The organism is Frateuria soli (assembly GCF_021117385.1).
Taxonomy (GTDB): domain Bacteria; phylum Pseudomonadota; class Gammaproteobacteria; order Xanthomonadales; family Rhodanobacteraceae; genus Frateuria_A; species Frateuria_A soli.
Map to the genome: position 1 here is coordinate 1,863,024 of NZ_CP088252.1, position 17,313 is coordinate 1,880,336.

Below are 17,313 nucleotides of genomic sequence, written 5' to 3' on the forward strand. Positions count from 1 at the left end.
AGCAGGCCCGGCGTATAATCGTTAAGATTGCATACGGCCTTCGCCCTTCCCCAGTCGGACGGCCGCACAGCCTCCCTTCCCTGCCGGTGGTGACGTGAGCACGAACCTGATTCGCGAGTTTTCCGAGTCCTCCCAACTCGCTGGCGGCAACGCCGATTACGTCGAACAGCTGTACGAGTCCTGGCTGGCCGACCCGGCGTCGGTGACCGCCGACTGGGCCGGTTACTTCGAATCGTTCAAGGGTCGCGGCAGCGACACCCCGCATTCGGCTGTCATCGCCCGCATCGAGGCGGCCCAGAAGCAGCGCCGCACCGCCGGCGCTCCGGTCGACGACGCACACGCGCGCAAGCAGGCCGGCGTGCTGCGCCTGCTCACCGCCTACCGCTCGCGTGGCCACCTGGCCGCCGACCTGGACCCGCTGGGCCTGGCCAACAAGATGGAGGCGCCGGACCTGGGCCTGGCCTTCCACGGCCTGTCCGAGGCCGACCTCGACACCGAGTTCGATTGCGGCACCTACGCCGGCGGCGGCCAGCGCATGAAGCTGCGCGAACTGCTGGCGCGCCTGAAGAAGACCTACGCCAGCTCGATCGGCGCGGAGTTCATGTACATCTCCGACCACGCGCAGCGCGCGTGGATCTACACCCGGCTGGAGCAGGCCAACGGCAGCGCCGGCCTGGACGCCAGGGGCAAGAAGCGCGTGCTGGCCGGCCTGACCGCGGCCGAAGGCCTGGAGCGCTACCTGCACACCAAGTACGTCGGCCAGAAGCGCTTCTCGCTGGAAGGCGGCGACAGCCTGATCCCGATGGTGGACGACGTGGTCACCTCGGCCGGCGACAACGGCGTCAAGGACATGGTCATCGGCATGGCCCACCGCGGCCGCCTGAACGTGCTGGTCAACATCCTGGGCAAGCCGCCCAAGACCCTGTTCAACGAGTTCGAGGGCAAGTTCGAGCATCCGGACGATCCGGCCCACTCGGGCGACGTGAAGTACCACATGGGCTTTTCCGCCGACGTGCGCACGCCCGACGGCAACGGCGTGCACGTTGCGCTGGCGTTCAATCCCTCGCATCTGGAAATCGTCAACCCGGTGGTCGCCGGTTCCGTGCATGCGCGGCAGATCCGCCGCCACGACGGCGAACGCACCCAGTCGATGGCGGTACTGATCCACGGCGACGCGGCCTTCGCCGGCCAGGGCGTCAACATGGAGCTGTTCCAGATGTCGCAGGCGCGCGGCTTCAGGATCGGCGGCAGCCTGCACATCGTGATCAACAACCAGGTCGGCTTCACCACCTCCAACCCGCAGGACGCGCGCTCCACGCTGTACTGCACCGACCTGGCCAAGATGGTCAACGCGCCGGTGCTGCACGTGAACGGCGACGACCCCGAGGCGGTGATCGAGGTGACCCGCCTGGCCTACGACTTCCGCAGGCAGTTCCGCAAGGACGTCGTGATCGACCTGGTCTGCTATCGCCGCCACGGCCACAACGAAGCGGACGAACCCTCCGCCACGCAGCCGGTGATGTACCAGATCATCAGGAAGCGCCCGACCACGCGTGACCTGTACGCGCAGCAGCTGGTCAAGGAAGGCGTGCTGGCCGAAGGTGATGCGCAGAAGGAGCTCGACGCCTACCGCGACCGCCTCGAAGCCGGCGGCTCGATGACCGCGCTCGACTCCAGCCCGCAGCGCGACATCCACGTGGACTGGAGCCGCTTCGTCGGCGGCAAGCTTGCCACCCAGGTCGACACCGGCGTGCCGAAGCAGAAGCTGCTGGAGCTGGCCAACAAGCTGCTCGAACTCCCGGCCGACGTCACGCTGCAACCGCGCGTGGCCAAGATCTACGACGACCGCCGCAAGATGGCAGCCGGCGAACACCCGGCCGACTGGGGCTTCGCCGAGAACCTGGCCTACGCGACGCTGATCGACCAGGACTACAACCTGCGCCTGGTCGGCCAGGATTCCGGCCGCGGCACCTTCTTCCACCGCCATGCGGTGCTGCACGACCAGAAGGACGGCCACACCTACATGCCGCTGGCCACCGTGCGCCCCGGCGCCGACGTCGAGATCATCGACTCGCTGCTTTCCGAGGAAGCGGTGATGGCCTTCGAATACGGCCACTCCACCACCGATCCGCAGACACTGAACATCTGGGAAGCCCAGTTCGGCGACTTCGCCAACGGCGCGCAGGTGGTGATCGACCAGTTCATCAGCTCCGGCGAGGCCAAGTGGAACCGTCTGTGCGGACTGGCGCTGTTCCTGCCGCACGGCTACGAGGGCCAGGGTCCGGAGCACTCCTCCGCGCGCCTTGAGCGCTTCCTGCAGCTGTGCGCGATGGACAACATGCAGGTCTGCGTGCCGACCACCCCGGCGCAGGCCTTCCACATGATCCGCCGCCAGATGGTGCGCCCGGTGCGCAAGCCGCTGATCGTGATGACGCCCAAGTCGCTGTTGCGCCACAAGCTGGCGGTGTCCTCGCTGGACGAACTGGCCGGCGGCGAGTTCCAGCTGGTGATCGGCGAGCACCGCGACCTCGCGCCCAAGAAGGTCAAGCGCGTGGTGCTCTGCTCGGGCAAGGTCTACTACGACCTGCTGGAGGACGCGGAGAAGCGCGGGCTGACGGACGTGGCCATCGTGCGCGTCGAGCAGCTCTATCCATTCCCGCGCCCGCGCGTGGTCGAGGAGCTGGCCAGGTACCCGTCGGCCAGGGAAGTGGTGTGGTGCCAGGAGGAGCCGATGAACCAGGGCGCCTGGTTCCAGATCCGCCATCACCTGCAGGCCTGCGCCGGCCCGAAGCACAGCCTCTCCTACGCCGGCCGCGGTCGTTCGCCCGCCCCGGCCGCCGGCCACTTCAACACCCACGTCGCCGAACAGACGGCGCTCGTCGAGCAGGCGCTGGTCGCGCCGATCGGCGACGACCAGTCGGCGGAGTAAGCTTTTCGGATCAATGCGGCCAGGACGGCCGCTATGTACCGCGCCAGGACCGGCGCTCACCCTCAAGGACCCGTCATGTCCATCGAAGTCAAAGTCCCCGTCCTGCCCGAGTCGGTCTCCGACGCCACCATCGCCAGCTGGCACAAGAAGGTCGGCGATGCGGTCAAGCGCGACGAGAACCTGGTCGACCTTGAAACCGACAAGGTGGTCCTGGAAGTTCCCTCGCCGGTCGACGGCGTGCTCAAGGAAATCAGGCACCAGGCCGGCGACACGGTGAACAGCCAGCAGGTCATCGCGATCCTGGAGGAAGGCGCCGCCGCGCCGGCCCCCGCGGCCGCGGCGAAGGAAGAGCCGAAGGCCGCTGCCCCCGCTCCGGCCAAGGCCGAAGCGCCGAAGGCCGGCAAGGGCGTGGACGAACTCTCCCCGGCCGGCCGCCGCGTCGCCACCGAGGAACACATCGACCCGTCCCGGGTCTCAGGCACCGGCCGCGACGGCCGCGTGACCAAGGAAGACCTGGTCAACTACGGCAAGGGCGGCGCCGCGCCGGCCCCGTCCGCACCGGCGGCCAAGCCCACCCCGGGCGCCCGTCCGGAAGAGCGCGTGCCGATGACCCGCATGCGCGCCAAGATCGCCGAGCGGCTGATGCAGTCGAAGAACTCGATCGCCATGCTGACCTCGTTCAACGAGGTGAACCTGGCCGAGGTCGTGAAGATGCGCAAGGTCCTGGGCGAGCAGTTCCAGAAGACCCACGGCATCAAGCTCGGCTTCATGAGCTTCTTCGTCAAGGCGGCCGCCGAGGCGCTCAAGCGCCACCCGATCGTCAACGCCTCGGTCGACGGCAACGACATCATCTACCACGGCTACCAGGACATTTCGATCGCCGTGTCCACCGACAAGGGCCTGGTCACGCCGGTGCTGCGCGACGTGCAGGACATGGGCTTCGCCGACATCGAGAAGAGCATCGCCGACTACGCCAGGAAGGCGCGTGACGGCAAGCTCGCTCTGGACGACCTGCAGGGCGGCACCTTCACCATCACCAATGGCGGTACCTTCGGCTCGCTGCTCTCCACGCCGATCGTCAACCCGCCGCAGAGCGCGATCCTGGGCATGCACACGATCAAGGAACGCGCGATCGTCGAGAACGGCCAGGTCATCGCCGCGCCGATGATGTACATCGCCATCTCCTACGACCACCGCATCATCGACGGCAAGGACGCGGTGCTGTTCCTGGTCGACATCAAGGATCAGCTGGAGAATCCGCAAAGGATGCTTCTCGGCCTGTGAGGCCGAGAAGCATCCGGGAATGGGGAATGGAGAATCGGGAATGGTCAAAAGCACCGCCCGCTCCCGCTCTTACCATTCCCTGTTCCCCATTCCCTATTCCCGCGTGAGCAAATGAAATGAGCGAACAATTCGACGTCATCGTCATCGGCGCCGGCCCGGCCGGCTACGTGGCCGCGATCCGCGCCGCGCAGCTGGGCCTGAAGACCGCCTGTGTCGACGACTTCACCGGCAAGGACGGCAAGCAGGCGCTGGGCGGCACCTGCCTCAACGTGGGCTGCATCCCGTCCAAGGCGCTGCTCGACTCCTCGCGCCAGTTCTGGAACATCTCGCACAACTTCCCGGCCCACGGCATCAGCGTGGAAGGCGCCAAGGTGGACCTGGGCACCTTCATCGGCCGCAAGGACAAGATCGTCAAGCAGTTCACCGGCGGCATCGGCCAGCTGTTCAAGGCCAACAAGGTCACCGCGTTCTACGGCAAGGGCAAGCTGCTCAAAGGCAACCAGGTCGAAGTCACGGGCAAGGACGGCTCCAGGCAGACGCTCGCCGCCACCAACGTGATCCTCGCCTCCGGCTCGGTGCCGATCGAGCTGCCGTTCGCCAGGTTCGACGGCAAGGCGGTCGTCGACAACGCCGGTGCGCTGGACTTCACCGAAGTGCCCAAGCGCCTGGGCGTGATCGGCGCCGGCGTGATCGGGCTGGAGCTCGGCAGCGTGTGGAAGCGCATGGGCGCCGAGGTCACCGTGCTCGAGGCGCTGCCGGATTTCCTCGGCGCGGCCGACGCGGACATCGCCAAGATCGCGCTGAAGGAGTTCACCAAGCAGGGCCTGGCCATCAAGCTCGGCGCCAAGGTCTCCAAGGCCGAGGTCAAGAAGGATGGCGTGCACCTGACCTACACCGACAAGGACGGCGAGCAGCGGCTCACCGTCGACAAGCTGCTGGTCGCCGTGGGGCGCCGCGCCTACACCGACGGCCTGCTGGCCGAGGACACCGGCGTCAAGCTGGACGAGCGCGGTCGCATCGTGGTCGACGAGCACAATCACACCGGCGTCGACGGCGTGTGGGCGATCGGCGATGCCGTGCGCGGCCCGATGCTGGCGCACAAGGGTTCCGAGGAAGGCGTGGCGGTGGCCGAGTGGATCGCCGGCAAGGCCGGCCACGTCAACTTCGACACCATCCCCTGGGTGATCTACACCGAGCCGGAAATCGCCTGGGCCGGCAAGACCGAGAAGCAGCTCAAGGACGAAGGCGTGCCTTACAAGGTCGGCACCTTCCCGTTCGCAGCCATCGGTCGTGCCGTAGCGATGAACGAGGGCGTCGGCCAGGTGAAGATGCTCGCCCACGCCGAGACCGACCGCATCCTCGGCGTGCACATGGTCGGCCCGGGCGTCTCCGAGCTGATCGCCGAGTGCGTGGTGGCGATGGAGTTCAAGGGCTCCTCCGAGGACCTGGCACGCATCGTCCATGCACACCCGACCTTGTCCGAGGCCGTGCACGAGGCTGCGTTGTCGGTCGACAAGCGCGCCATCCACAAGGGCAACTGAGCGCCCTTGGAAGGCCGGAACGGCCCGCTCGTGGCGACATGGGCGGGCCGTTCCGTTTCACCAGCCCCCCGATACTCCCGCAGGAGCCCACTTGTGGGCGATGCTTTGGCTTTGATGCATGAGAGCAGAAGCATCGCCCACTAGTGGGCTCCTACGGACACCCAAGCACACCGGACGCCCATGCCCCAACCCACCGCCCTCTGCGTCTATTGCGGCTCCAGCAGCGGCAGCCATCCCGACTACGCCAGCCAGGCCCACGCTTTCGGCACCGAGATGGCCCGGCGCGGCATCGCGCTGGTCTACGGCGGCGGCAAGGTCGGACTGATGGGCACCGTGGCCGACGCCGTGCTGGAGGCCGGCGGCAGGGCGATCGGCGTGATCCCGCGCCAGCTGCTGGACCTTGAGGTCGCCCATCCGGGGCTGACCGAGCTGGTGGTGGTCGAGACCATGCACCAGCGCAAGACCCGCATGTACGAACTCTCCGACGCCTTCGCCGCCCTGCCCGGTGGCTTCGGCACCATGGACGAGATGTTCGAGATGCTGACCTGGGCACAACTCGGCCTGCATCGCTATCCCTGCGCCTTCCTTGACGTACGCGGCTACTACACGCACCTGCGCGCGATGATGGGCCACATGGTCGCCGAGCGCTTCGTGCGCCCGGAGCAACGCGAGGACGTCTGGTTCGGCCAGGACATGGCCGCCTTGTTCGACTGGATGGCAAGCTACGAGGGTCGTTACCTGCCAAAGTGGGTCGACGACCGCAGCATCGACGCCTGAGTGCAGGCAAGGAGGCAAGCATGAGCCCGTCCAACGCGTTCCGCGCCATGCGCATCCACAACGACGCGGCTGGCCATCGCGCAGGCATCGAACGCATCGACGTCGACGCGCTCACGCCCGGCGAGGTGCTGGTGAAGGTCGCCTGGTCGTCGGTCAACTACAAGGACGCGCTGGCCGGTACCGGCAAGGGCCGGATCCTGCGCCAGTATCCGCTCAACGGCGGCATCGACCTGGCCGGCCACGTGGTGGCCTCGGCCGATCCGGCGTTCAAGGAAGGCGACGCCGTGCTGTGCACCGGCAGCGGCCTTTCCGAGACGCGCGACGGCGGCTATGCCGAGTACGCCCGGCTGGACGCGCGCTGGACCATTCCGCTGCCTGCGGGCCTGTCCCTGCGCGAGAGCATGATCCTGGGTACCGCCGGCTTCACCGCGGCGCTGGCCCTGCTGCGCATGCAGGACAACCGGCAGACCCCGGGCCTCGGCCCGGTCGCGGTCACCGGCGCCAGCGGCGGCGTGGGCATGCTCGCCATCGACATCTTCAGCCGTGCCGGCTACGAAGTACACGCGATCAGCGGCAAGGCCGACCATTTCGGCTTCCTGCAAGGCCTCGGCGCCAGCCAGTGCATCGACCGCCACCAGCTTGCCTTCAGCGGCAAGCCGATGGACTCGGCGCGCTTCGGCGGCGCGCTGGACAACGTCGGTGGCCCGATGCTGGCCGGCCTGCTGCCGCTGGTCGCCCCCTACGGCAACGTGGCGATCTGCGGCAACGCCGGCGGCATCGCCTTCGACAGCACGGTCATGCCCTTCATCATCCGCGGCGTGAGCCTGCTCGGCATCGCCTCGGCCGGTACCGCGCGTGACCTGCGCGAAGCCATCTGGCGGCACCTGGCCGATGACTGGAAGCCCCGCCACCTCGACCGCATCGCGACCGACGAGGTCACGCTGGAGGACCTGCCGGCCGTATTCGAGCGCATGCTGGCCGGCCGGTCCTTTGGACGCACCCTCGTGCGCGTCGGCGGTGCGTGAAGCCCGCGCTTGGAAGCATTGCCTGCGCGGCATAGAATCCACGACAACTACTAGGAACCCCCACCTCATGGCACGAATCCTGATCGTCGACGACTCCCCGTCGCAGTTGCTGGGCCTCAAGCGCATCGTCGAAAAGCTCGGTCATGAATCGCTGACCGCCGAGGATGGTGCCGCGGGAGTCGAGGCGGCCAAGCGCGAGCGCCCCGACCTGATCCTGATGGACGTGGTCATGCCCAACCTCAACGGTTTCCAGGCGACCCGCATCATCAGCAAGGACCCCGATACGGCGCACATCCCGGTGGTGCTGGTCACCACCAAGGACCAGGAAACCGATCGTGTGTGGGGCATGCGCCAGGGCGCCAAGGCCTACGTGACCAAGCCGATCAAGGAAGACGAACTGGTCGCCACCATCAAGCCGCTGCTGCCGGCCTGACGTTTTCTTTCGCCCTTCGCGTTCCGCGCAGGGATGCCGCCATCGCGCCAATGCGTCATGGCCTGGCTTCGAGGACAGCAAGCGGGCTCCCCGCAAGAGCCCCCCTCACCCCAGCCCTCTCCCCGGAGGGGAGAGGGAGCGGGCCGGCGCACGTCGGAACGCTCCGAAAGCCCCGCCCGCCTTGGAGCCCTCTCCCTGGAGGGGAGAGGGAGCGGGCCCGGCGCACGTCGGGACGCTCCGGAAGGCCGCCTGCCTTGAAGCCCTTCCCCTCCGGGGAGAGGGTTGGGTGAGGGGCCGGGGCTCGCCACCATCTTCCGCCCCGTTGCGCCTCCGGCAACAAGATCTCAAGCGCGCGGGTCGTACCCCATGAACTGCTTGCCAAGCGCCTCGTAGGCCTCGCGCTGGGCATCGCTCTCGGCGGCCGGGGCGCGAATGGACAGCTCCACCAGCTGATCTCCGGCCGGGTTTCCCGGCATGCCGCGCCCTTTCAGCCGCAGCTTGCGGCCGGACTGGGAGCCGGCCGGGATGCGCAGGTCAACCGCGCCGGCAAGCGTCGGCACGGGCACGGTAGCGCCCAGGGCCGCTTCCCACGGCGCCAGCGGCAGCACGTGCAGTACGTTGCGGCCTTCCAGCTTGAACCGCGGATCGTCGCGGATTGCCACTTCCAGCATCAGGTCGCCGCTCGGCCCGCCGGCCGCGCCTGGCTGGCCCTGGCCACCCAGGCGGATCACCTGGCCTGGCAGGATGCCCGCGGGGATCTTCACTTCAAGCACCCGCTCGCCGCTACCGTCCTGCAGGGCCAGGCGCGTACGCCCGCCGTCGAAGGCGGTCTGCAGGTCGATCTGTACCTGCGCCTGCACGTCGCGGCCCTTGCGCGGGCGCGACTGACCGCGTGCGCCGCCGGCGGCCCGTCCGAACAGGCTCTCGAAGAAATCGCTGAAATCCCCGTCGCCGGCTCCGCCAAAGTCGAATCCGCCGCCCTGCCCCCAGCCCGGCGGCGGACGGAACTGCTCGCCGCCGCGATAGCCGCCGGCGCGCAGCTGGTCGTAAGTGCGACGCTTTTCCGGATCGCGCAGCGCCTCGTTGGCTTCGTTGATCGCCTTGAAGCGCTCCTCGGCGCCAGGTTCCTTGTTCTTGTCCGGGTGGTATTGCCGCGCCAGCTTGCGGTACGCCGATTTGATCTCGGCCTCGCTGGCATCGGGCTTCACCCCGAGGATGTCGTAATAGTCTTTGAATTCCACTGGCCTTCCTCGGCAAGACTGCGCAGGCAGGCGACCCGCCGCGGATGCAATCCGCGAGGGGCCGCCCGGAACACGCTAGAGCATCGGCTCAGTGGTTGATGGACGTGCTGCCGCCGCTGGTGGATCCGGTGCCGGAACCGCCGCTGCTGCTGCCGTGATCGGTGGAGATCGAGATCCGTCGCGGCGTGGTTTCCGCGCGCTTGGGAATGTTGATCTCGAGCACGCCATGCCGGCCGACCGCGGTGATGCCTTCCGGATCGGCGCTGTCCGGCAGCGCGAAGCGGCGGTGGAAGGTACCGTGCGCCCGCTCGATGCGGGTGAAGCGCCCGGTCTGTTCCTGGTTCTGCACGCTGCGCTCGCCCTTGATGGTGAGGATGCCCTTCTCCATGCTCACCTCGATGTTCGCCGGGTCCACACCGGGGACGTCGACGAAGATCACGAAGCGGCGGTCCTCTTCCTTGATGTCCACGCGTGGCGCCCACTGGCTGGTCACCACGTTGGACGGGTCGGCCTCCTCCTGCTGGAAGAAGCGGTCGAAGGCGTGGCGGATCTCCTCGGGAAACGCGCTGGCTGCGTTCCACATCGGGTTGCGGTTCGAACTCATGGGCTTGGTTCCTCCGGAAAGGGTCACGGCAGGTGCCGCTTGCCTCCAAAGTAGGTGCGGGCGCCGCCGATTCAAGGCGACAGCAGCTGCGGCCGGGATTACGATGCTGGCCCCTCCCCGTGGACCGAACCCATGACCATCCAGATCGGCCAGCCATTGCCGGACCTCGAAGTCACCGTGATCGAGGACGGCGCCCCGGCCCGGCGCATGCCCACCGCCAGCCTGCTCGGCCACGGCCGGATGGTGCTGTTCGCCGTGCCCGGCGCCTTCACGCCGACCTGCTCGGATCATCACCTGCCCGGTTACGTACAGCACTTCCAGGCGTTCCGCGAGCTTGGGGTCGGCGTGGTCGGCATGGCGGTGAACGACGCGTACGTGATGCAGGCGTGGGCAGCCATGCAGCAGGTGCCGCCCGGTCTCAAGCTGCTGGCCGACGGAAACGGAAGCTTCACGCGCGCGCTGGGCCTGGAATTCGACGGCACCGCCTATGGCATGGGCCTGCGTGCACGCCGTTTCGCGCTGTATGCCGAAGACGGGGTGGTGCGCCAGTTGCACGTGGAAGCGCCCGGGGAGTTCCGGGTGTCGACCGCCGAGGCGATGCTGCAGGCGATCAAGGCGCCGGAAGCCAGTACGACCGGTTGACACAGGTGCGCTCACGCCGCCCGGTGCAGCGGCCCGAGGAGTTACGATCCGCCCGCAGGTACGCAACACCCGCCAGTCCAGGCCACTCGATCGCCAAAGGAGCGCTGCCATGCGGTACGTACTTTTCGACAAGATCAGCAACGAGGTCATCCTGCTTGCCCGGATCCTCCTGGTCGTCCTGTTCCTGCTGTTCGGCTGGAGCAAGCTGACCGACTTTTCGGGCACGGTCGGCTACATGGCCAGCCAGGGCCTGCCGGTGCCCACGCTGGCGGCGGCCGTGGTCGTGCTCATGGAGTTCTTCGTCGGCCTGGCGATCGTGCTCGGCTTCTGCACGCGACCGCTTGCCTTGCTGCTTGCCCTGTATACGCTCGGTACGGCGCTGATCGGGCACCACTACTGGAGCATGGACGGCGCCGAGCGCATGGCCAACATGATCAACTTCTACAAGAACGTCTCGATCATCGGTGGCCTGCTGTTGCTGTGCGTGACCGGACCGGGAAGGTATTCGATCGACCGGCGCTAGCCGGAGGGCCGGCCCGCCGAAACAAGAAAAAAGCCCCGGCGGACCGGGGCTTTTTTATCGTCAGGCTTCTTCCGCTCCGTCCACGGGGGCCGGACCTTCCGGCGCGCCGTCCTCCGCCGGTTCGGCATCCTCGCCGTTGTTTTCCTCGGCATCCAGCCGCACCACGCTGACCAGGTTCTCGTCGGCCGGCAGGCGGATCAGGGTGACGCCCTGGGTATTGCGGCCCAGCTGCGAGATTCCCCCGACGCGGGTGCGCACCAGCGTGCCCTGGTTGGAGATCAGCATGAGCTCGTGGTCCTCGGTGACCTGCACCGCCGCGACCAGCGCGCCATTGCGCTCGGAACACTGGATGCCGATCACGCCCTGGGTGCCGCGGCCCTTCTTGGTGAACTCCTCCAGCGGCGTGCGCTTGCCGTAGCCACGCTCGGTCGCGGTAAGGATGTCACCCTCGGCCGCCACGATCAGCGAGACCACCTCGGCACCTTCGGCCAGGCGCATGCCACGCACGCCGGTGGCCGTGCGTCCCATGGAGCGGACGGTGTTCTCGTCGAAGCGGTTGACCTTGCCGTTGGATGCGAACAGCAGGATGTCGCTGTTGCCGTTGGTGATCGCCACGTTGACCAGCGCATCGCCCTCGTCCAGGTTGATCGCGATCTTGCCGCGCTGCAGCTGGAAGGCGAACTCGGTCAGCGGCGTCTTCTTGACCGTACCGCTCCTGGTCGCGAAGAAGACATAGCAATCCGGGCTGTACTCGCGAATCGGCAGCACCGCCTGCACCTTCTCGCCTTCGCCCAGCGGCAGCAGGTTGACGATCGGCTTGCCGCGCGCGCCGGGGCCTGCCTCGGGCATCTGGTAGACCTTGAGCCAGTAGACGCGGCCGGTACTGGTGAAGGTGAGCAGGGTGTCATGGGTGTTGACCACCCACAGCTGCTCGACGAAATCCTCGTCCTTGAGCGCCGAGGCCGAACGCCCCTTGCCGCCGCGTTTCTGCGAGCGGTAGGTGCTGGCCGGCTGCCGCTTGACGTAGCCGGTGTGCGACAGCGTGACGACCATGTCCTCCGGCGCGATCAGGTCGAGGACGTTCAGGTCTTCCTGCGAGTGCTGGATCTCGGTGCGGCGCGCGTCGCCGTATTCGGCCTTGATCGCCTCCAGCTCTTCGCGGATCACCTTCAGCAGCACCTCGGGGTTCTCGAGGATCTCGATCAGGCCGCGGATGGTCTCCAGGATCTGCCGGTATTCGTCGGACAGCTTTTCCTGCTCCAGGCCGGTCAGGCGGTGCAGGCGCATGGCCAGGATTTCCTGCGCCTGCACCTCGGAGAGCTGGTAACCGTCGCCCTTGAGGCCATCGCGCGGGTCCATGTCCTCCGGCCGCGAGGCCTCCGCACCGGCGGCAGCCAGCAAGGTACCGACCATGCCTGGCTGCCACTTGCGCGCCAGCATGCGCTCGCGCGCCTCGGCGGGAGAGGCCGAGCTGCGGATCAGCTCGATCATCTCTTCGATGTTGGCCAGCGCGACGGTCAGGCCTTCCAGGATGTGGGCGCGGGCGCGCGCCTTGCGCAGTTCGAAGATGGTGCGGCGGGTCACCACCTCGCGGCGGTGGCGGATGAACGCCTCGAGGATTTCCTTGAGATTGAGCAACCGCGGCTGGCCGTCCAGCAGCGCGACCATGTTGATGCCGAAGGTCACCTGCAACTGCGTCTGCAGGAACAGGTTGTTGAGCACCACGTCGGCCATCGCGTCGCGACGCACTTCGATCACGACGCGCATGCCGTCCTTGTCGGACTCGTCGCGCAGCTCGCTGATGCCCTCGAGCTTCTTCTCCTTGACCAGCTCGGCGATCTTCTCGATCAGCCGCGCCTTGTTCACCTGGTAGGGCAGCTCGTGGACCAGGATCGTCTCGCGGCCGTTGGCCTCGGTCTCGATCTCGGTACGCGCGCGCACCAGGATGCGGCCGCGGCCGGTGCGGTAGGCCTCGACGATACCGGCGGCGCCGTTGATGATGCCGGCGGTCGGGAAGTCCGGACCGGGGATGTACTGCATCAGCTCGTCGACCGACAGCGACGGTTCGTCGATCAGCGCGATGGTGCCGGCGATCACCTCGTTGAGGTTGTGCGGCGGCACGTTGGTGGCCATGCCGACCGCGATGCCCGCCGAGCCGTTGATCAGCAGGTTCGGCACGCGGGTGGGCAGCACCAGCGGCTCGCTCTCGCTCTCGTCGTAGTTCGGCCCGAAGTCGACCGTTTCCTTGTCGATGTCGGCGAGCAGTTCGTGGGTGAGGCGCGACATGCGCACCTCGGTGTATCGCATCGCCGCCGCGTTGTCGCCGTCGACCGAACCGAAGTTGCCCTGGCCGTCGACCAGCATGTAGCGCAGCGAGAACGGCTGGGCCATGCGCACGATGGCGTCGTACACCGACGCGTCGCCGTGCGGGTGGTATTTACCGATCACGTCACCGACCACGCGGGCCGATTTCTTGTAGGGCTTGTTCCAGGCGTTGCCCAGTTCGTTCATCGCGAACAGCACGCGGCGATGCACGGGCTTGAGGCCGTCGCGTACATCCGGAAGGGCGCGTCCCACGATCACGCTCATCGCGTAATCGAGGTAGCTCTGGCGCATCTCGTCTTCGATGTTGACGCGGATGACTTCTTTGGCGAGTTCTGCCATCAATCGGCTTCCCAGTGGCTTCCGTGGAACCAGAAAAAGGCCGCGCAACGGACGCTGCATGCGCGCGCTTGCGCGGCCCTCAAGCAATCGTGAAATTGTATCACGAATGCGTCGGGAAGACCCTTATTTTCACCTTTGAAATCAGCCACTTAAAGATCGGTTTTTGGCTGTCGGAAAAGCACGCCCCGCGCTGTCGAAAAATTGACCAGCGCGGCCGCCGCCGATCCTGCCGCGGCAGCCAGCGCCGGCCAGCGCATGAGTTGCTCGAAGGACAGCAGCAGGGCCGCGTAGACGGCGTAGTTCACGCATGCGCCGAGGCCCATCAGCGCCATCCAGTGCAGCCACTCGGCCGCCGGTGAGCAACCGCTCGCCCGGTGGGCGAAGGTGTGCCGGCGATTCCAGGCCCAGGTCATCGTGGCGGCCAGCAAAAAGGAAAGCACGCGCGCCAGGTATGGATTCCAGTCGCCCCAGCCGACCAGCGCCTGCACGGTGGCGGCGTCCACCACCAGGCCGAGCATGCCGCCGATGGCGAACAGGCCGGCCTCATGGCGCAGCCTCATCGGCCGAACATCGCCTGCATGGCCATCGTGTCGGGGTGCTCGATCACCCCGCGCTCGGTGACGATCGCATCGATCAGCGCCGCGGGCGTGACGTCGAACACCGGGTTCCAGGCCTGTGCGCCCTCGACCACCGTGCGGCGCCCGCCGGTGGCGAGCAGTTCGTCAGCGTGGCGCAGTTCGATCTCGATGGCCTCGCCGTCGGGCGTGGCCATGTCGACCGTCGAGGACGGCGCAACCACCATGAACTTCACCCCGTGGTGGCGCGCGGCGATGGCGAGCTGGTAGGTGCCGATCTTGTTGGCGGTGTCGCCGTTGGCGGCAATGCGGTCGGCGCCGACGATCACCCACTGCACCTTGCCCGAACGCATCAGGTGGGCCGCTGCGGAGTCGGCGATCAGGTGCGCGGGGATATTGTCTCGCACCAGTTCGTACATGGTCAGGCGCGCCCCCTGCTGCCAGGGGCGCGTTTCGCCCGCGAACACCTCGTCGATGCGCCCGCTTGTGACGCCCGCGCGGATCACGCCCAGCGCGGTTCCATAGCCGGCGGTGGCCAGCGAGCCGGTGTTGCAATGGGTGAGCACGCCCGAGCCCGGCGCAATCAGCGCCGCGCCCAGCTCGCCCATGTGGCGGTTGGCGGCCAGGTCCTCATCCTGGATGCTCTTCGCTTCGCGTTCCAGCTCGGCGGCATCCATGCCGGCAGCGATGCGTGCCTTCATGCGATCCAGTGCCCACATCAGGTTGACCGCGGTCGGGCGCGCAGCGCGGAGCGTGGCCAGGGCCTCGTCCAGCGGCGCGCCCTGCTGCGCCGCCAGCACCACGCCCCAGGCGGCGGCGATGCCGATGGCGGGAGCCCCGCGCACGGCCAGGTCGCGGATTGCCTGGGTCACCTGGCCGGCGTCACGGCATTCGATCCAGCGCTCCTCGGCCGGCAGCAGGCGCTGGTCGAGCAGGCACAGGCGGTCGCCGCGCCACTGCACGGCGCGGATGGTGTCGTGCTCGCGGAGGGATTGCGTGGAGGTGTTCATGATCGGCGTGCGAAGCGAGGAAGGCGGAAAAGCCTAGCATGCGCATCGCCGCCTCCCCGCGGGAGCGCTGGCGTCAGGCGTCGTGTTCGCGCAGCCAGCGATGAATGGCCGGCGGTACCTCGCGCTGCGCGCGGCCGGATACGTAGATGCCGATGTGCCCGCCCTTGAAGGCGAGCTCGGTGTAGTCGTCACTGCCGATATGGTGGCCGAGCGCACGCGAGGCATCGGGCGGAACCAGGTGGTCCTGCTCGGCATATATGTTCAGGACCGGATGAGTAACCAGGGCCAGGTCCACCGGCTTGCCACCGATCGCGAGGCCGCCCTTGACCAGCTTGTTGGCCTGGAAGAACTCCTTGACGAACTCGCGGAATGCTTCGCCGGCCTGGTCGGGTGAGTCGAAGATCCAGCGCTCCATGCGCAGGAAGTTCTCCAGCTCGCGCGGGTTGTCCAGGATGTCGACCAGGTTCACGTACTTCTGCTGAAGCAGTCGCACCGGCTTGAGCGTCAGGTAGACCCAGTTCATCAACGCGGCCGGGACGTTGCCCAGGGTGTCGACGAACAGGTCCACGTCGATGTCGCGCGCCCAGTGCGAGAGCATGTTGTCCGGCGTGTGGTAGTCCACCGGCGTGACCATGGTGATGAGGTTGCGCACCTTGGCCGGGTGCAGGGCCGCGTAGCACAGCGAGAAGGCGCCGCCCTGGCAGATGCCGAGCAGGTCGATGGCCTCGATGCCTGCCTGGGCACGCACGGCATCGACGCAGCGGTCGAGGTAGCCCTCGATGTAGTCCTCCAGGGTCAGCCAGCGATCGGCGCCGTCCGGGTAGCCCCAGTCGACCAGGTAGACGTCCTCGCCCTGTGCGAGCAGGTTGCGCACCAGCGAGCGGTCGCTCTGCAGGTCGGTCATCCAGACCGTGTTGACCAGGGCGTAGACGATCAGCAATGGCGTCTTCGATGTCGGCCGACTCTCGCCGCGCATGCGCCAGAGCGTGAGCTTGTCCTCCCGATAGACCAGCTCGCGCGGGGTGTCGGCATAGGCCGGCTCGGCCGCGCCACGCAGGCTGGCCGCGCCCGCGGCAAGCCTGCGCTGGAAGGTGGTGATCTCTTCGAGGATCCGGGTGGGATCCAGCGGTCCTGGCGTCGGCATGGATGGTCTCAGCGCGGCTTGCGTGGCGTGCGGGGGGTGGCGGCCTTCGATGCAGGACGGGCCTTGGGGGTCGTCACCCGCGGGGCGGCCGCAGCGCGCTTGGCGGAAGCCGGACTCCGGGGCGTCTTTACGGCCGTACTGTGGGCAGCTCCCGGGGTGGCAGCCTGCATGCGGCGCAGCTCCCGGCGAAGTTCCTGCACGCGTTGGCCGAGCGTCGCGACTTCGCTGCGCGTGGGCAGGCCGACCTCGCGACACCACTGTTCCACCTGCTGGTGCTGCAACTTGCGCACCTGCATCTGCGTGTTGCCCTGTGCGGCGTAGGCTTCGCGGAATTCGTCCGACAGCGCGATCTCCGCATAGGCCTCTTCCACCGCGTCGACCCAGAGGTCGTACATGGCCTTGAGCGAATCGGGCTGGAAGCCGGGCTCGGCCAGCTTGCGCCGCATCCGCTCGGCGCCCTGGGCCTGGGCGCGGGCGAGCAACTCCTGATAGCGCGCGCTGGCATGCTGGTGGTCGAGCAGCGCACGCAGGAACGCCTGCTGCTGGGCCTGCTGTTCACGGGTGTAGCCAACGGCGGGGGTGTCGAGCAGCGCACGCAAGGTGTCCAGGCCGGCCGGCGGCGATCCCATGCCGGGCATGGCCCAGCCGGCGAACGGGTTGGCCGACGGCGGCACCTGCGCAGCACCCTGCCCGGCCATGGCTGCGGCCGCCTGCTGCATCCAGTCGAGGTAGCCCTTCAGGCCATCCATGCCGGGGATCGCGGCAGGCGCGGCGGGTGCGGCGGGGACCCCGGACCACTGGCGGCTCCAGGCGTCCCATACCTGGCGGCCCAGGGCTTCGAAGTCGGCGACGGGGTTCTGCGCGGTCACGGGCGTGCCTTGCGGGGGGGATCGTGAGGATCGTAGCAAAACGATGTGGCGC

General features: G+C 67.7%; 15 protein-coding genes. 8 read left to right on the forward strand and 7 right to left on the reverse strand.

Annotated features, from left to right (window positions below; translation table 11 throughout):
* Positions 1-94: 94 nt before the first annotated feature.
* From LQ771_RS08555 to pilH, 6 genes are all read left to right on the forward strand, one after another.
* Positions 95-2,929 (forward strand): 2-oxoglutarate dehydrogenase E1 component, encoded by a 2,835-nt coding sequence (locus tag LQ771_RS08555; protein WP_231348992.1) that lies wholly within the window; start codon positions 95-97, stop codon positions 2,927-2,929.
* 75 nt (positions 2,930-3,004) lie between these two features.
* Positions 3,005-4,213 (forward strand): 2-oxoglutarate dehydrogenase complex dihydrolipoyllysine-residue succinyltransferase, encoded by a 1,209-nt coding sequence (gene odhB / locus LQ771_RS08560; RefSeq protein WP_231348993.1) that lies wholly within the window; start codon positions 3,005-3,007, stop codon positions 4,211-4,213.
* 116 nt (positions 4,214-4,329) lie between these two features.
* A complete protein-coding gene (gene lpdA, locus LQ771_RS08565; protein WP_231348994.1) occupies positions 4,330-5,754 on the forward strand; it encodes a dihydrolipoyl dehydrogenase in 1,425 nt (474 codons plus the stop codon).
* A 180-nt stretch (positions 5,755-5,934) separates the two neighbouring features.
* Positions 5,935-6,531: an LOG family protein gene (locus tag LQ771_RS08570; RefSeq protein ID WP_231348995.1), complete on the forward strand. Its 597-nt coding sequence runs from the start codon at positions 5,935-5,937 to the stop codon at positions 6,529-6,531.
* A 20-nt stretch (positions 6,532-6,551) separates the two neighbouring features.
* Positions 6,552-7,556 (forward strand): oxidoreductase, encoded by a 1,005-nt coding sequence (locus tag LQ771_RS08575; protein WP_231348996.1) that lies wholly within the window; start codon positions 6,552-6,554, stop codon positions 7,554-7,556.
* Positions 7,557-7,623: 67 nt separating this feature from the next.
* Entirely contained in the window at positions 7,624-7,989 is a 366-nt protein-coding gene (gene pilH, locus LQ771_RS08580) for a twitching motility response regulator PilH (RefSeq protein ID WP_209614798.1), read from the forward strand.
* Positions 7,990-8,333: 344 nt separating this feature from the next.
* Here the strand turns inward: pilH and LQ771_RS08585 are convergent, their stop codons facing one another.
* Positions 8,334-9,230: a DnaJ C-terminal domain-containing protein gene (locus LQ771_RS08585; protein ID WP_231348997.1), complete on the reverse strand. Its 897-nt coding sequence runs from the start codon at positions 9,228-9,230 to the stop codon at positions 8,334-8,336.
* A gap of 88 nt (positions 9,231-9,318) precedes the next feature.
* Positions 9,319-9,834, reverse strand: coding sequence for an Hsp20/alpha crystallin family protein (locus LQ771_RS08590; protein WP_231348998.1), 516 nt, complete (start codon positions 9,832-9,834; stop codon positions 9,319-9,321).
* A gap of 132 nt (positions 9,835-9,966) precedes the next feature.
* Between LQ771_RS08590 and LQ771_RS08595 the strand changes: the two genes are divergently transcribed.
* Both LQ771_RS08595 and LQ771_RS08600 read left to right on the forward strand, forming a co-directional pair.
* The gene (locus LQ771_RS08595; RefSeq protein ID WP_231348999.1) at positions 9,967-10,476 is read left to right on the forward strand and encodes a peroxiredoxin; all 510 of its coding nucleotides are present in this window, start codon (positions 9,967-9,969) and stop codon (positions 10,474-10,476) included.
* A gap of 109 nt (positions 10,477-10,585) precedes the next feature.
* Positions 10,586-10,999, forward strand: coding sequence for a DoxX family protein (locus tag LQ771_RS08600; RefSeq protein ID WP_231349000.1), 414 nt, complete (start codon positions 10,586-10,588; stop codon positions 10,997-10,999).
* A gap of 60 nt (positions 11,000-11,059) precedes the next feature.
* Here the strand turns inward: LQ771_RS08600 and gyrA are convergent, their stop codons facing one another.
* The 5 genes from gyrA to LQ771_RS08625 all read right to left on the reverse strand — a co-directional run bounded on the left by gyrA (position 11,060) and on the right by LQ771_RS08625 (position 17,261).
* The gene (gyrA, locus tag LQ771_RS08605; RefSeq protein ID WP_231349001.1) at positions 11,060-13,663 is read right to left on the reverse strand and encodes a DNA gyrase subunit A; all 2,604 of its coding nucleotides are present in this window, start codon (positions 13,661-13,663) and stop codon (positions 11,060-11,062) included.
* A gap of 149 nt (positions 13,664-13,812) precedes the next feature.
* On the reverse strand, positions 13,813-14,223 hold the full coding sequence (locus LQ771_RS08610; protein ID WP_231349002.1) for a GtrA family protein: 411 nt from the start codon (positions 14,221-14,223) through the stop codon (positions 13,813-13,815).
* Entirely contained in the window at positions 14,220-15,248 is a 1,029-nt protein-coding gene (mtnA, locus tag LQ771_RS08615) for an S-methyl-5-thioribose-1-phosphate isomerase (protein ID WP_231349003.1), read from the reverse strand. The genes LQ771_RS08610 and mtnA overlap by 4 nt, the downstream gene beginning before the upstream one ends.
* Before the next feature lie 73 nt (positions 15,249-15,321).
* A complete protein-coding gene (phaC, locus tag LQ771_RS08620; protein ID WP_231349004.1) occupies positions 15,322-16,392 on the reverse strand; it encodes a class III poly(R)-hydroxyalkanoic acid synthase subunit PhaC in 1,071 nt (356 codons plus the stop codon).
* Positions 16,393-16,400: 8 nt separating this feature from the next.
* Positions 16,401-17,261, reverse strand: coding sequence for a poly(R)-hydroxyalkanoic acid synthase subunit PhaE (locus tag LQ771_RS08625; RefSeq protein WP_231349005.1), 861 nt, complete (start codon positions 17,259-17,261; stop codon positions 16,401-16,403).
* Positions 17,262-17,313 lie beyond the last annotated feature (52 nt).

Bases quoted from the DNA above. Each gene is read 5' to 3' on its own strand.
- LQ771_RS08595 (WP_231348999.1), top strand. From the start codon at position 9,967: ATGACCATCCAGATCGGCCAGCCATTGCCGGACCTCGAAGTCACCGTG.
- LQ771_RS08610 (WP_231349002.1), bottom strand. From the start codon at position 14,223: ATGAGGCTGCGCCATGAGGCCGGCCTGTTCGCCATCGGCGGCATGCTC.
- odhB (WP_231348993.1), top strand. From the start codon at position 3,005: ATGTCCATCGAAGTCAAAGTCCCCGTCCTGCCCGAGTCGGTCTCCGAC.
- LQ771_RS08570 (WP_231348995.1), top strand. From the start codon at position 5,935: ATGCCCCAACCCACCGCCCTCTGCGTCTATTGCGGCTCCAGCAGCGGC.
- mtnA (WP_231349003.1), bottom strand. From the start codon at position 15,248: ATGAACACCTCCACGCAATCCCTCCGCGAGCACGACACCATCCGCGCC.
- gyrA (WP_231349001.1), bottom strand. From the start codon at position 13,663: ATGGCAGAACTCGCCAAAGAAGTCATCCGCGTCAACATCGAAGACGAG.
- LQ771_RS08590 (WP_231348998.1), bottom strand. From the start codon at position 9,834: ATGAGTTCGAACCGCAACCCGATGTGGAACGCAGCCAGCGCGTTTCCC.
- lpdA (WP_231348994.1), top strand. From the start codon at position 4,330: ATGAGCGAACAATTCGACGTCATCGTCATCGGCGCCGGCCCGGCCGGC.
- phaC (WP_231349004.1), bottom strand. From the start codon at position 16,392: ATGCCGACGCCAGGACCGCTGGATCCCACCCGGATCCTCGAAGAGATC.
- LQ771_RS08600 (WP_231349000.1), top strand. From the start codon at position 10,586: ATGCGGTACGTACTTTTCGACAAGATCAGCAACGAGGTCATCCTGCTT.
- pilH (WP_209614798.1), top strand. From the start codon at position 7,624: ATGGCACGAATCCTGATCGTCGACGACTCCCCGTCGCAGTTGCTGGGC.
- LQ771_RS08575 (WP_231348996.1), top strand. From the start codon at position 6,552: ATGAGCCCGTCCAACGCGTTCCGCGCCATGCGCATCCACAACGACGCG.